Here is a 13,640-nt window from a genome sequence, read left to right as displayed (position 1 = left end):
ACAGTGGACGGTCGTCCGGACGTGAAAAAGGGGCCAGAATACCGCTCATGATGAAGAAGGCGACCGCGCAACGTCTGTCGAACGCGCTCCTCTCGGGAGCTGCGGGCCTGGCGTCGTTCGTCTTCAGCCTTGCGGCCTTCCTTTATCTTACCGAACTCGACCAGCAGATCGTCGCCAGCCTTGTTGCCGGCGCCTTCTGTCTGATGGTCTGCTACATCGCGTCCGAACGTCCCAACTCCGACAGCTATCGCGCGCTTTCCGCGCTCGGCGATCGCCTTCTTGCGGTCGAGGAGGGCGACCTTACCAGCCCGGCGCCGCCCATCGTCCACAAGAGCATGCCGGCGCTCGGCCAAGCGGTCGACAAGCTGTTCGCCGAGGTCCGCGCCTCGATCGACCGTGCCCATGCGCTGGGCATGTTCGATCCGGTAACCTCGCTGCCCAACCGCCTGCATTTCCGCGCTGAAGCGGAAAAGCAACTCGCTGCGTTGGGGCCGGATGACCAGGCCGCGATGCTGTTCGTCGATCTCGACCGCTTCAAGTCGGTCAATGACAATCTCGGCCATGCCCGCGGCGACCAGCTGCTGACCATGGTCGCCAACCGCCTGCGCATCGTCGTTACTGCCGAAATGGAAAACGAGGCGATGGCGCAGCCCTTGCTCGCGCGGCTTGCGGGGGACGAGTTCACCATTTTCCTGTCGGGCTTCGATTGCCGCGCCCGGGTCGAGCGTGTGGCGCGCCGTATTGCGCTGGCGATTGCCGAGCCGTTCGAACTGCATGGCCATTCGATCGATATCGGCGCCTCGGTCGGTGTCGGCCTGTCGCCCGATCATGGCACCAGCGTCGAGCAACTGATGCGCGCGGCCGATATCTCGATGTACGAAGCCAAGGCGCGTGGCGGCGGGCAGCATTGCCTGTTCGACGACGCGCTGGCGCGCCAGTATGAGCGCAAGATCGAGACCGAGCGCGCGCTCACCGAGGGCCTCGAACGCAACGAATTCAGCCTCGCGCTGCAGCCGCAGCTCAGCCTGCGCACCGGCGAGATTACCGGCGCCGAGGCGCTGCTGCGCTGGAACCATCCGCAGGGTGATGTGCGCAAACCCTCCAGCTTCATCGCCATTGCCGAAGGGTGCGGCGTGATCACCGATATCGGCGACTGGGTGCTACGCGAATGTGCCGCGATCTTGGCGCGCTGGAAGGAAAAGGGCGGGGTGCGTCGCCTCGCGGTGAACGTCAGCCCGCGCCAGCTCGATCGCTCCGATTTCTTCGCCCGCGTCCGCGAGACGTTCGAAGAAGCCAAGGTGTCACTTGAGTTTGTCGAACTGGAATTTACCGAGACGACCGCCATGCGCTGCACCGACGAGCAGATTGCCGAGATGCGCGCCCTGCAGGCCGACGGCGCAACCATCGCTATCGACGATTTCGGGACGGGCTATTCCAACATTGCGCGTCTGCGCACCATGCCGCTCGACCGTGTGAAGCTCGACCCGAGCCTGGTCGCCGACATCGACCGGAGCGAGAAAGCGCGCAACATCGTCCAGTCGGTGGTCACACTGATCGATGCGGTGGGTGCAGAGATCGTCGCCGAGGCGATCGAGAATAGCGCGCAGGCCGATATCCTGCGAACCATGGGCTGCCAGATTGTCCAGGGCTATGTCTTCGCGCCGCCAATGGACGAGACCGAATTTCTCGACTGGGTCGCCAATGCCGAGCGCGAATGGGTCGAGCCGGCCAACGATGTGGCCAGCGGCTCGGCAGCCTAGGCGAAGACCCGCTTCAACACATTGCGATAGATGGCGGTGAGCTCACGAATGTCCGACAGGGCAGCGCGCTCGCCGACCTTGTGCATGGTTGCATTGGGCAGACCAAACTCGATTACCGGGCAGAGGCGATGGAGGAAGCGGCCGTCCGAAGTGCCGCCGCCGGTCGAGCGTTCGGGGGTCAGCCCGGTTTCCTCGTTCACCGCATCGCTGACTAGGTCGATGATGTGATGATCGCGGGTGAGGAAAGCCTCGCCCGAAATCTTGGCCTCGACCTTGGTGCCCGGCGCGTGGATCGCGGCCAATTCCTCGACTTTCTTGACCAAAGCTTCGCCCGAATGATGGCGGTTGAATCGGACGTTTAGTCGCGCGCGTGCCTGACCGGGAATGATGCCGGTCGAACCGTCATCGGATTCGATCAACGTCAATTCCAGGTTCGATGCCTGGAAGGGCGGGTCGCCATGGTCGAGCACCAGCGCATCGAGCTCGAAGGCGAGCCGCGCAAGCTTTGGGATCGGATTGTCGGCAAGGTGCGGGTAGGCGACATGGCCCTGATGGCCGGGCGTCTCGAGCCACATGTTCACGCTGCCGCGACGGCCATGCTTGATCGTGTCGCCAAGGCGATCGACGCTGCTTGGCTCGCCGATGAGGCACATGTCGGGAATGAGGCTCTGCGTCTCCAACTCGTCGATGATGGCGCGCGTGCCGTAGACGGCGGGGCCTTCTTCATCGCCGGTGATCAGCAAGGATAGCGTGCCCTTATCCTGCTCAATGCCTTCAAGGGCTGCGACAAACGCGCCGATCGCGCCCTTCATGTCGGTCGCGCCGCGTCCGATGATCTCGGTGTCGGTGATGACGGGATGGAAGGGATCGCTGTCCCAGCCTTCGCCCGGCGGCACGACATCGACATGGCCGGCAAAGGCGAAATGCGGGCCGGGCTGCGCGGCCTTGCGCACGGCGATCAGGTTTTCGACCGGTCCGTCGGGCGTCTCGCCGCGAACGAAATGGTGGCATTCAAAGCCAAGCGGCTTAAGCCATTCGGTGAGCAAGGTGAGCGTGCCGGCCTCGCGCGGGGTTACCGAGGGGCAGGCGATCAGCTTGGCCGTGAGGTCGACGGGATCGAGGCTCATTTGGCGGGCTCGTAGGCCTCGATCTCCCAAGGCTCTTCCTGCGCCAGCTCGATCCACTCGACCACATGTGGGTGGTGGAGCACGAAATAGCTGTAGGCCGCCGCAAATTTGGGCAGCTGGACCTGATAGGTGAGGAAACGGGTGATCACCGGCGCGAACATCATGTCGACCGCATTCCATTCGCCGAACAGATAATCGCCGGTGCCGCCATAGCGGGCGCGGGCCTGAGCCCAGAGCTGGAGGATGCGGTCGATATCGGCGCGCACCTCATCGGACATCTGGAAATCGTCGACGCGACGCCGCACGTTCATCGGCATTTCGCGGCGCAGTGCGGTGAAGCTCGAATGCATCTCGCAGGCCATCGAGCGGGCCATGGCGCGGGCGCCCTCATCCTCGGGCCAGAAAATGCCGGGATCGGACTTTTCCGCGCAATATTCGATGATGGCGAGGCTGTCCCAGATGACGGTGTCGTCGCACCACAGGATCGGCACCTTGCCGCCGCCTGCGGCAAACTCATTACCCTCGCGTTTCTCGTCCCATTGCTCGTCGAACAGGGGCACGACCAGTTCCTCAAATTCGAGGCCCGATGCCTTCATCGCCAGCCAGCCTCGCATGGACCAGCTCGAATAAGCGCGGTTTCCGATAATCAGTTTCATGGGGTGAGAACGTCTTTCGGGGCAGCAGGGTCAAAAAGGGTTGGGTTTTTTTAAGCGCATCGCCCACATTGCCGGTTATGACAAGGGGTGGGGGACGATGAACGCCGGGGCGACACGCGAGAAAGGCTGGGCCGGGCGTCCGGCATGGATGTGGCTGGCGGCGATCACCCTGCTGGGGGCGATCGTGCGCTCGGTCATGCTCGGTCACCATGCTTTGTGGGGCGACGAGGCGCTGAGCCTGATCATTGCGCGACTGCCGCTCGAAGACCTGTTCATCCGTCCGCTCGATCCCTCGCCGGGGCTCTATTATCTCGTCCAGAAATTGTGGCTGCCGCTTGGCGAAGCGCCATGGATCGTGCGGTTCCCGAGCTTCCTGTTCGGGGTCGCGACCATTCCGGCAGCCTTCTGGCTGGGCAAGAATCTGGATGGCGTGAAGACGGGACTGATCTTTGCAGCCTTCGTCGCGGTGTTTCCCGATCTCGTCGACTATGCGCAGGAAGCGCGCGCCTATGCGTTGCTCGTACTGCTCGAGGTGCTGGCGCTGGCAGCATTGGCGAGCGCATTTCCGCGGGAAGGGTCACCGCGGCCGCGGCGCCTCATCCTTGCCGCCATCCTCGCGATCATGGCCGTCTACACGCACCCGACCGCTTGGTTCGTGATGGCACCGGCGGGGCTGGTCGCTCTTTATTTCGGGTGGAAGGCCCGGATCATGCCGCCGCTTGCTGCCGTCTCGCTGCTGGCAGGCGGATTGCTGCTGGTCATTCCCGAAATCCAGCGCAGCATTGCCTATTCGCAAGTCGGGCATTTCAACTGGCTCCAGCAGCCGGGAGCATTCGACTTTTTGCGACTGCTGTCGCGGCTGGTCATTCCGATCCCCATCGATGTGACCACCGACATGCCGGGTCTTGCTGGATGGTTCGGGGCGCAGGGCATCGTCGCGTTGCTGCTGGCCAGTCAGGTCGCTGCGCTGGCTTGGTTGGTGCTGGCCCGCATTCGAGTCGGCCGTACGGAGGGCGTTGAGGCACCGCGCCAGCTAGCCATGGCGATGTTCGCTGTATTGGCGTTGGTTTTCCCGCTCCTGATCTATCTCGCCGGCATCATCACCCCAATGGTCATGGGGCGCACGATGTTGCCGTTCACGGTTGGCATCGCTTTGGGCCTCGCGCTGCTGGTGCGTCGCTTGCCGGGCAAAAGGTGGGGTATTGCCGCATTCGTGTTCATCGCCGCAGAGCTGGTGCTATTCAGCCCGGCGCGATCGAAGCCCGACTGGCGCGATGTCGTGCAAGTCGTCGATGGCCTCGACCCGGCCGACGGGGTGATCATCTGCGCCGACTGGAATGCGGCGAGCTATCTCTTCGCGCATCGCGAGGCCGAGCTGAAAGATCGCGCGATTTTCACCATGGTTGGCGGCGCGCCGATGACGATTGTCGGCCCAGGCGAGAATGTCGCCAATGGCGCGAACGGGTTTCGCGATCGCGTGTGGATCGGGCGGGTCGATCCTGCGCGGTCGCTGCAGGAAACGGATCGTTTCGATCCGAACGCACTGAATGACGTCGCGATCGTGCAATATCTTTGCGAGCCGGCCCAGCAGGCTCTGCTCGACGAGTGGTTCGATCCTGCGCGCACGCAGGACGTAAAGCGCTACAGCCAAGGTCCGGACTATTCGCCCACGACCATCGAGCGCTTTACGCTTTAGGTCTCGGCAGCCGTCAGGATTGCAGCGCGCAATTCGGCAATCCCCATGCCCTTTTCGGCGCTGGTGATGTACATTTCCGGGTGCGCCGCGGGATGCTTGCGCGCCTCGGCTTCGGTGGCGGCGCGAACCTTTTCAAGCTCGCTTGCTTTCACCTTGTCGGCCTTGGTCAGCACGATGTGATAATTGACCGCGGCGGTATCGAGCATCTTCATGACGTCGAGATCGACCTGCTTGATGCCGCGACGCGAATCGATCAGCAGCATGGTCCGCTTCAGCGTCTGGCGACCGCGCAGATAATCTTCGACGAGGTGGCGCCATTTCTGGACCATCGCGACGGGCGCCTTGGCAAATCCATAGCCCGGCATGTCGACGAGCCGCAGTTCCACCGGATTGCCCGCCTCGAAGAAGTTCAGTTCCTGCGTGCGCCCCGGCGTGTTGGAGGTGCGTGCTAGCTTCTTCCGCCCAGTGAGCGCGTTGAGCAGGGTCGACTTGCCGACGTTCGAGCGTCCGGCAAAGGCGATTTCCGGCGCGCCGGGATCGGGCAGGAACTTGAGCGCAGGCGCCGAAAGCAGGAAGTCGACCTGTCCCGTCAGCAGCTTGCGCGCGCGCTCCTCATGTTCGCTCAGCTTCTCGCTCACGACTTGGCCGGTGTCGCAGGCTTGCCCATGCCCTCTTTCTCGAGGTCATAGCGGTGATAGAGCCACTTTTGCTGGGCGATGGTGAGGATGTTCGAGGTCACCCAGTAGAGCTGCAGGCCGGCCGCAAACGGGGCCATGATGAACATCAGCACCCACGGCATGATGCCGAAAATCTGCTTCTGCATCGGGTCCATCGGCGCCGGGTTGAGGCGGAACTGGAGCCACATCGTGATGCCGAGCAGGATAGGCAGGATGCCGATGGCGATCGGGCCCCACGGCTCGAACGGCAGCAGGCCGAACAGGTTTACCGGCGTGAGCGGATCGGGTGCCGACAGGTCCTGGAGCCACAGCGCGAAGGGCTGGTGACGCATTTCCACGCTGACCAGCAACACCTTGTAAAGCGCGTAGAAGATCGGGATCTGGATGAAGATGGGCAGGCAGCCCGCGACCGGATTGATTTTCTCTTCCTGGTAGAGCTTCAGCATTTCCTGCTGCAGCTTCTGCTTGTCGTCCTTGTAGCGTTCCTGGAGTTTCTTCAGCTTGGGCTGGACGCGGCGCATGCCGGCCATCGAGCGGAACTGCTTGTTCGCGACCGGATAGAGGATCGCGCGGACCAGGATCGTCATCATGATGATGGCGACACCGAAATTGCCGGTCCAGTCGAAGAAGATGCGCAGCAGGTCGAAGATCGGGCGCATGAACCATTCGAACCAGCCCCAGTCGATCGACTTGGAGAGCAGGGTGATGCCCTGATTCTCATATTGGTCGAGCAGACCCTTATTCTTGGCGCCGGCGAACAGCTGCGCGGAATAGGTCGTCGCATTGTTGGGCTGGACGATGACGGGGCGGGCGACGAAGTCCGTCTGGAAGGCGCCCGACGGCACCTGCATCATGCGGGCATCGACGCGGCTGTCCTGGTCGGGAATGACCGCAGTCAGCCAATATTTGTCGGTGAAACCGATCCAGCCGCCGGTCGAGCTGTAGCGCTGGATGCCATCTTCGGTGAGATCGTCATAGCTGACGCCATAATCGGCGGCGCGGTCGAACACGCCCATCGGACCGACATGGACGGTCCAGAAGCTGCGGTCGCGCGATTCCTCGGCGCGGCTGGCGAGCGCGTAGGGGCGCACGGCCACGGCATTGTCGGAGCGGTTCTCGACGCGCAGGTCGACTGAGAAGAGATAGTTCTCGTCGACCGAGATGCGCTTGATGAAGGTCTGGCCTGTGGGGTTGGTCCAGCTCAGTTCGACCGGGCTTTCGGGGGTCAGCGTATCGGACGAGGCAGTGAAGGCCGTGTCGGCGCCGGGGGCTTCGATGCCGTCGGCGGTCCAGCCGAAATCGGCGAAATAGGCCTGTTCGGTGCCGCGCGGCGTCAGCAGGCGGATTTCATCCTCGCCGTTGAGGGTTTCGACGTGACGCTCGAGCGTGAGGTCGTCGATGCGGCCGCCGGTGAGGTTGATCGAGCCGTGGAGGGCAGGGGTCTCGATGCGGACGCGATCGGTTTCGGCCAGTACTTCGGCGACTTCGCGCAATTCCTGCGGCGAATCGGGGCCGGGGTCGATGGCGCCGTCATTGGGGCCGGGCAGGTCGACGACTTCGCCGTCCTGGACGGTGATCGTCGTGTCGGCAGCGGGCGGGAACAGTCGTTCGCCGACGACGCTCCAGCCGACCAGCACGATGAGGCTCAGCACGATGGCGAGCATGAGATTGCGAGAATCGTTCATGAATACGGCCCTAAATGATCTTACGGGACGGGATCATGACCCTGTCCCCCCCAAGGATGGCATCGAAGAATGCGTTTGGCGGCCAGCCAGCTGCCTTTCAAGGCTCCATAGCGTTGCCAGGCGGTGATGGCATAGGCCGAACAGCTCGGCTGGAAGCGGCAGGTCGGCGGCAGGATGCGCGAGGGCCCCTTTTGCCAGCCGCGCGCGATCAGGACGAGCAGGCGTGACATCATGCGGCTTTCCCCGCAAGCGTGTCGAGCGCACCGCGCAATTCATTCTCGAGTTTGGAAAAATCGCGTTCGACGCCGCGCTGGCGACCGATGATGACGTGATCCGCCCCCGGCGTGCCATGATCGGGAAGGAGCTTGCGGGCAAGCTCGCGCAAACGGCGCTTCATCCGGTTGCGGGTAACCGCATTGCCGACCTTGCGGCTGACGGTGAACCCTACGCGCATGTCCGGATCGTCGTCCCCACGCGGGTGGACGAGCAATACGAATCCGGGCGTCGCGACGCGCTTTCCCGCATTGGCAGCGAGAAAGTCGCGGCGTACCCGGATCGTCTTCAGGCGGAGAGCTTCTTGCGGCCCTTGGCGCGGCGGCGAGCCAGAACCTTGCGACCGTTGGCGTCGGCCATACGGGTGCGGAAACCGTGGCGCCGCTTGCGGACCAGGTTGCTCGGCTGGAAAGTGCGCTTCATCGCTCATGTCCCATCGTCTTGAATTCAAACGAATTCGGCTGAAAGAAAAAGGGCCGCGCTCACGCGGCCTCCGGTTGGCGGCGCTATTACTGCGGCCACCAGCGCTTGTCAAATGGTCGATGCGCGCAATCAATGCCCGTCCTTGGCAGTTCGTTTCGCGGCATCGCGCACGGGCTCGCCCTGTTTGCGCAAGGCCTCGCGGCGTTTGGCGGACTTTCGCTGCAGGCCCCAATCGGCCCAGCGACCCGCTTCGGGCTGCCAGCGCTTGAAGCGGACATATTGGCGGCGCGCCCAGCGCGAAGTGCGCAGGCACAGCGCAAGGCCAGCCGCAAAGACGAACAGGCCGCCCGGCCCGGGAATCGCACCGACGATCGGCGAGAGCACGATAAGAAAGGCACCGACCGCAAAGACGATCGTGCGTGCCGGATCCTTGTCGATCCATTTCTTTCGCTTCCCACCCATGGCTTCCATGTGGTGCCGCGAGATGATTCTCTCAAGTGGTTATTCGGCAAAATGCACGCCTTGCAATGACCGGCGGGCACTCTAGGCTGGCGAGCGCCGAAGCTAGGGGGGAAGTTGCCCGCATATAGTTTGCCTCGAAAGAGGCATGTCTGATGGTCGCCAGCGTCGATACGGTGGCCTATCTGGGGCTCGAGGCGCGCGGCGTCGAATGCCAGGTGCAATTGAGCGCCGGCCTCCCCGCTTTCGTCATCGTTGGTTTGCCGGACAAGGCTGTAGCCGAGAGCCGCGAACGGGTGCGTAGCGCCCTGAGTGCGATCGGACTCTCGCTCCCGCCAAAGCGCGTAACGGTCAACCTTTCGCCCGCCGATTTACCCAAGGAAGGGTCGCATTTCGACTTGCCGATCGCGTTGGGCCTGTTGGCGGCGATGGGTGTCATCGATGCCGAGATGCTGTCGCATTATGTGGTCGTCGGTGAGTTGGGGTTGGATGGACGCGTTACCGCGTCGCCGGGCGTGCTGCTGGCCGCCATGCATGCGGTAGGCGAGGATAAGGGGCTGATCTGTCCTTCCGCGCAGGGGCCGGAAGCGGCCTGGGCCGGCGACGTTGAGGTGCTCGCGGCGCCGGACCTTTTGGCACTGATGGCGCATTTCAAGGGCGATTCCCTTATCACGCCGCCTGAACCGGGCGCGCCGGAAGAGTTGGGCGGCGGGCCGGACCTAAAGCAGGTAAAGGGACAGGAGACCCCCAAGCGCGCGTTGGAGATTGCCGCGGCGGGCGCGCACAACCTGCTGATGAGCGGACCGCCGGGATCGGGCAAGTCGATGCTGGCGGCGAGCCTGCCATCCATTCTGCCGCCATTGTCGCCGTCTGAAGCGCTCGAGGTCTCGATGATCGCTAGTGTGGCGGGGACGCTGGAGGGCGGAAAGCTCAAGCGACGGCGCCCGTTTCGTGATCCCCATCACAGTGCGTCGATGCCCGCGCTGGTCGGCGGAGGGCTCAAGGTGAAGCCGGGTGAGATCAGTCTCGCGCATCTTGGCGTCCTATTTCTAGACGAGCTGCCCGAATTCCAGCGCGGCGTCCTCGATTCGCTGCGTCAGCCACTGGAAACCGGCACAGTCAGCGTCGCGCGGGCCAATGCACACCTTACCTTTCCCGCCCGCGTGCAATTGATCGCGGCGATGAATCCGTGTCGTTGCGGGCATCTCGGTGATCCGGCGCTGGCCTGCGCGCGGGCGCCGCGCTGCGCCGCCGACTATCAGGCGAAGATTTCGGGGCCGCTGCTCGATCGCATCGACCTGCATGTCGAGGTGGCGGCCGTCAGCGCTGCGGACCTCACGCTCCCGCCACCCGCCGAAGGCAGCGCAGAGGTTGCCCAGCGTGTCGCCGCGGCGCGGAACATGCAGGCGCGGCGCTATGAGGGGCAGGGCGCGCGTACCAATGCCGAGGCCTCGCCCGAATTGATCGAGGCAGCGGCCAAGCCCGATGAGGCCGGCGCGAAACTGCTTGCCGATGCGGCAAGCGCAATGCGCCTGTCGGCACGCGCCTATCATCGCGTCCTGCGGGTGGCGCGCACGATCGGCGATTTGGCAGGTGCCGAGCAGGTCGGTCGCATCCAGATCGCCGAGGCATTGAGCTATCGTCACCAGGCGCCGCGCAATTGATGTTTGCGCTTCGCGGAGGCTTTCGCTAGCTAGCGCGCTCCGCTGGTATCTGCCTCTGTGGCGGAATTGGTAGACGCGATCGACTCAAAATCGATTTCCTTCGGGAGTGCCGGTTCGAGTCCGGCCAGAGGTACCAGCTGGGAAAATCTCTCTTTTCCGCGCCCCGCGCCACCGCTACGCTGCCGAGATGGCAACAGGGCTTCCGGACGAACATATCGAGCTGCAGGACAGCCACACGCTTGAAGTGAAGCGGGTGCGGCTGCTGGCGGGCATCGCATTGGCGCTCGGCCTGCTGCTCGTCATCGCCTTGCCTTTCGCTTTGTCGGCGGGGGCGGAATTCTTCCTGCCGGTCACGGCGGCCTTGGTCATTGCGATTGCGCTGGTGCCCTTGCTCGAATGGTTCGAGCGGCGCGGGGTGCCGAGTGCGCTCGCCTCGATCCTCAGCCTTTTCCTCTTCATCATGTTCGCGACCTTCGTGATCGCGTCGATCGTGTTGCCGGCGATCGACTATTTCGCGCTGATTCCCGAACGCATCGACCGCATCCGCGAGACGGTACTTCCGTTTATCCAATTCTACGCCGAGCTGGAGCTCTTCATCGAGAATGCGCTCGACGATGTCGCGCTGACGGCAGGAAGCGAGACGGCAGTGGCGATCACTACGCCCGATTCGGTGCTCGACCTGTTCGCCACCTCGGCGCCGGTGGCGATCATCCAGATGTTCTTCGGGATGCTGGTCATCTTCTTCTTCCTGTCGCGCTGGACCAAGATGCGTGAGCGCACGATCACCAGCCGCGGAAGCTTCGAAGGGGCGCTGACGACGGCGCGCGTGATCCAGCAGGTCGTCGATGCAACGTCGACCTATATCGGCACCATCACCTTCATCAACGTGACGCTGGGCACGATCGTCGCGCTCGCGCTGTGGGCAATCGGGATGGACAGCCCGATCATGTGGGGCGGCATCGTCGCGGTGACGAATTTCATTCCCTATCTGGGTCCCATCCTGTCGGCACTGCTGCTGGCGGTCGGCGGGTTGATGAGCTTTGTCGATCCTTGGGCGGCCTTGCTGCCGCCGATCATCTTCATCGTGCTCCATAATATCGAAGCCAACCTCATCACGCCGATGGTCGTCGGCAAGCGCGTCTCGATCTCGCCGCTGCTCATCCTCATTTCCTTGAGTTTCTGGGCGTGGATCTGGGGCGTGCTGGGCGCGCTGCTGGCGGTGCCGTTGCTCATCATCATCAAGACGATCTTCGCGGCGGCAGGCACGCCGGACATAGCCGGCTTCCTGTTCGAGCATGGCACGCTCACCCATGTCGGCGAGGATGAGGAAAAAGAATCGTGAAAATGCGCACGAAGCGTGTTGACAGGATTGGGGTCGCCTCGTAATTGCCCGCCCACACCGAATGCGGGTGTAGCTCAGTTGGTTAGAGCGCCGGCCTGTCACGCCGGAGGTCGCGGGTTCGAGTCCCGTCACTCGCGCCATCTTCTCAAACAGTTAGAAGATGGCGCTGCATTCCCTCCCTCAGAAAATTCGATCTATTCAGCGCTTCGCGTTACGTCGAACGCATTGCGAAATCGATAGTCCGCATCGCGCCTGGTCTTCACGTCCTTCTGGAAACGCAGTTGGTCCCCATCCAGCGTCATCGTATAGCGCGCCAGAGCAGGCTCGCCGGCGTCGATGATGGTCCCGTGCAGAATGGCGGTGAAGCCCGTCGCGGCCTCGCTCACGGATTCCAGAAGCATGGTATCGGTCTCGACACTCTCACCCCCGCTCGACGCGATGACGAGGCCAGATTCTCCCGGCACGATCATCTGCGCGCCGAAGACTTTGTAGCCAGGGTCGGTAAATTCATTCTCTATGATGACGTAATTGTCGCCGGGCGATGCATGGAACGTGCGCTTGAGCGGGATCGCGACCATCTCGTTGCTGGAGAAATCCCGATATTCGAGTTGCCCTTCCCAAACGCCATCGAGGCTCATCAGGCGGGTCTTTAAAATGTCAGCGGGCGATGCTTCGTCCTGAGCAATCAGGCTTGCGGTGGCACCGATGGTTGCCGGCGCACCATCGAAGGCGAGTGCGGCGATCCCGAGGGCTGCGATCAACTGGATGGCATTCATCATCATTCTCCTTGCAGGATTATTCTAGCTCGCACGGGCCTTGCAGCCCTCGCTGATGGTCCATCCCAGGTCTTCGAGCATGCCCAGCAGGATGCGGTCGGGATTGCGCTGCGGCGCGCCGGTGCCACTGTCGGGAAGCATGATCGGCTGGGCACCGCGCGGGAATTGCGGGATGTGGCTGACATTCGTGGGGCTGACCCCGACCGGATAGCCTTGATTGGCAGCGATCGCGTTCTTGCCGTCGAATTGAACCGTCGGATTGGCGATGGCAAAAGCGAGATCGATCGAGGGATTGGCAAAGTCCATCAAGCTGCGTCCGTCGCCAAGGCGGATGAAGGTATCGTAGACGAACGGCGTGCCGTCCTGCTCGTGGATCTCAAAGGGAAAGTCGAAGAAGTTGGCATAAGCATTGGGCATGCCAATGGAAGCGATGGGATCGCCTTGCCAGGGAATGAAGGTGGCCGAGCTGATTCCGAGGCCGTGCGCGATCTCGTGGACGGCGACATTGACGAAGTCGGTCTTTTCCTCGGGCAGGTCAGCAAGCGGCCCATAATAGCGTCGATCATCAAGCTTCATGTAGATCGCCATGTCGGGATCGGCGCTCACATCGCGGCCCGCCAAGGCACCTGCCAGCGCAGTGGGATACCAGGCATCGCGAACAGGCAGGTAATCCTGATTGCGAATGCTGTTCGGATAGGCAAAGCCGGCCGGGCCGTTGGCGATGGCAGTCGCCGAAATCGTGATCGGTACATCGCTGACGAGGCAGCGTTCCCAGATGGCAATTGCCTCGTCAAAAGCGGCCTCGGAACGCGCATCGAACCCCTGATAGATGACGTCGATGGAGGCGGTCGCCTCATCCAATGCCTGGGCAGGCGTTGCGGGAAGGGCGGAGGCGGCAAGCAGTGCAGCAACGAAACGGATAGTCATGGATCGAACTCCTCATCGGGGTTTGTGTTGGAGCCGTCCTGTCACGATGCCGCCGATGGTTCGGCCTGAATCCCCGAAATGTGCAGCATTTTATGAATTGAGACGTCCCGCCGCCTGCAGAAGCGGGGCTTGTCCCGATAGTCTTAGCCTCTAGGGTCGCCAGATCTGTCGGGGA

The 13,640-nt window shown here is 62.9% G+C and carries 14 protein-coding genes and 2 tRNA genes; 6 read left to right on the top strand and 10 right to left on the bottom strand.

The window, feature by feature from the left end; genetic code table 11:
• Positions 1-47: 47 nt before the first annotated feature.
• Positions 48-1,760, top strand: a complete 1,713-nt coding sequence (locus tag NDO55_RS04455) for a putative bifunctional diguanylate cyclase/phosphodiesterase (protein WP_252112807.1) — start codon at positions 48-50, stop codon at positions 1,758-1,760.
• Here NDO55_RS04455 and dapE read toward each other — a convergent pair.
• A complete protein-coding gene (dapE, locus tag NDO55_RS04450; RefSeq protein WP_252112805.1) occupies positions 1,757-2,887 on the bottom strand; it encodes a succinyl-diaminopimelate desuccinylase in 1,131 nt (376 codons plus the stop codon). The genes NDO55_RS04455 and dapE overlap by 4 nt on opposite strands.
• The gene (locus NDO55_RS04445) at positions 2,884-3,543 is read right to left on the bottom strand and encodes a glutathione S-transferase family protein (RefSeq protein ID WP_252112803.1); all 660 of its coding nucleotides are present in this window, start codon (positions 3,541-3,543) and stop codon (positions 2,884-2,886) included. The genes dapE and NDO55_RS04445 overlap by 4 nt, the downstream gene beginning before the upstream one ends.
• A gap of 97 nt (positions 3,544-3,640) precedes the next feature.
• Here NDO55_RS04445 and NDO55_RS04440 point away from each other — a divergent pair, with 97 nt between their 5' ends.
• Positions 3,641-5,239 carry a glycosyltransferase family 39 protein gene (locus tag NDO55_RS04440; protein WP_252112801.1) on the top strand — a complete coding sequence of 533 codons (1,599 nt, stop codon included), beginning with the start codon at positions 3,641-3,643 and terminating at the stop codon, positions 5,237-5,239.
• Here the strand turns inward: NDO55_RS04440 and yihA are convergent.
• From yihA to NDO55_RS04410, 6 genes are all read right to left on the bottom strand, one after another.
• Positions 5,236-5,877, bottom strand: a complete 642-nt coding sequence (gene yihA, locus NDO55_RS04435) for a ribosome biogenesis GTP-binding protein YihA/YsxC (protein ID WP_252112799.1) — start codon at positions 5,875-5,877, stop codon at positions 5,236-5,238. The genes NDO55_RS04440 and yihA overlap by 4 nt on opposite strands.
• Positions 5,874-7,601, bottom strand: a complete 1,728-nt coding sequence (gene yidC, locus NDO55_RS04430) for a membrane protein insertase YidC (protein ID WP_252112797.1) — start codon at positions 7,599-7,601, stop codon at positions 5,874-5,876. Before yidC ends, yihA begins: the two co-directional genes overlap by 4 nt.
• Before the next feature lie 20 nt (positions 7,602-7,621).
• Complete coding sequence (gene yidD, locus NDO55_RS04425) at positions 7,622-7,834, bottom strand: membrane protein insertion efficiency factor YidD (RefSeq protein WP_252112795.1); 213 nt, start codon at positions 7,832-7,834, stop codon at positions 7,622-7,624.
• The gene (gene rnpA / locus NDO55_RS04420; RefSeq protein WP_252115533.1) at positions 7,831-8,157 is read right to left on the bottom strand and encodes a ribonuclease P protein component; all 327 of its coding nucleotides are present in this window, start codon (positions 8,155-8,157) and stop codon (positions 7,831-7,833) included. Before rnpA ends, yidD begins: the two co-directional genes overlap by 4 nt.
• 5 nt (positions 8,158-8,162) lie before the next feature.
• Positions 8,163-8,297, bottom strand: coding sequence for a 50S ribosomal protein L34 (rpmH, locus tag NDO55_RS04415; protein WP_252115532.1), 135 nt, complete (start codon positions 8,295-8,297; stop codon positions 8,163-8,165).
• A 129-nt stretch (positions 8,298-8,426) separates the two neighbouring features.
• Positions 8,427-8,759, bottom strand: a complete 333-nt coding sequence (locus NDO55_RS04410) for a hypothetical protein (RefSeq protein WP_252112793.1) — start codon at positions 8,757-8,759, stop codon at positions 8,427-8,429.
• Between the two features lie 152 nt (positions 8,760-8,911).
• Here NDO55_RS04410 and NDO55_RS04405 point away from each other — a divergent pair, with 152 nt between their 5' ends.
• The 4 genes from NDO55_RS04405 (at position 8,912) to NDO55_RS04390 (ending at position 11,902) form a co-directional block, all read left to right on the top strand.
• Complete coding sequence (locus NDO55_RS04405; RefSeq protein ID WP_252112791.1) at positions 8,912-10,420, top strand: YifB family Mg chelatase-like AAA ATPase; 1,509 nt, start codon at positions 8,912-8,914, stop codon at positions 10,418-10,420.
• A gap of 51 nt (positions 10,421-10,471) precedes the next feature.
• A tRNA-Leu gene (locus NDO55_RS04400) sits at positions 10,472-10,556 on the top strand.
• 51 nt (positions 10,557-10,607) lie between these two features.
• On the top strand, positions 10,608-11,762 hold the full coding sequence (locus NDO55_RS04395; protein ID WP_252112789.1) for an AI-2E family transporter: 1,155 nt from the start codon (positions 10,608-10,610) through the stop codon (positions 11,760-11,762).
• A 63-nt stretch (positions 11,763-11,825) separates the two neighbouring features.
• Positions 11,826-11,902, top strand: a tRNA-Asp gene (locus tag NDO55_RS04390).
• 54 nt (positions 11,903-11,956) lie between these two features.
• Here NDO55_RS04390 and NDO55_RS04385 read toward each other — a convergent pair.
• Both NDO55_RS04385 and NDO55_RS04380 read right to left on the bottom strand, forming a co-directional pair.
• Complete coding sequence (locus tag NDO55_RS04385) at positions 11,957-12,538, bottom strand: hypothetical protein (RefSeq protein WP_252112787.1); 582 nt, start codon at positions 12,536-12,538, stop codon at positions 11,957-11,959.
• A 24-nt stretch (positions 12,539-12,562) separates the two neighbouring features.
• Entirely contained in the window at positions 12,563-13,465 is a 903-nt protein-coding gene (locus NDO55_RS04380; RefSeq protein ID WP_252112785.1) for a hypothetical protein, read from the bottom strand.
• Positions 13,466-13,640: the final 175 nt, after the last annotated feature.

The sequence above is a fragment of the Sphingomicrobium sediminis genome (assembly GCF_023805295.1).
Classification (GTDB): Bacteria; Pseudomonadota; Alphaproteobacteria; order Sphingomonadales; family Sphingomonadaceae; genus Sphingomicrobium; species Sphingomicrobium sediminis.
The sequence above is the reverse complement of the archived record's forward strand: the minus strand, read 5'-3'. Positions and strand labels throughout refer to the sequence as shown.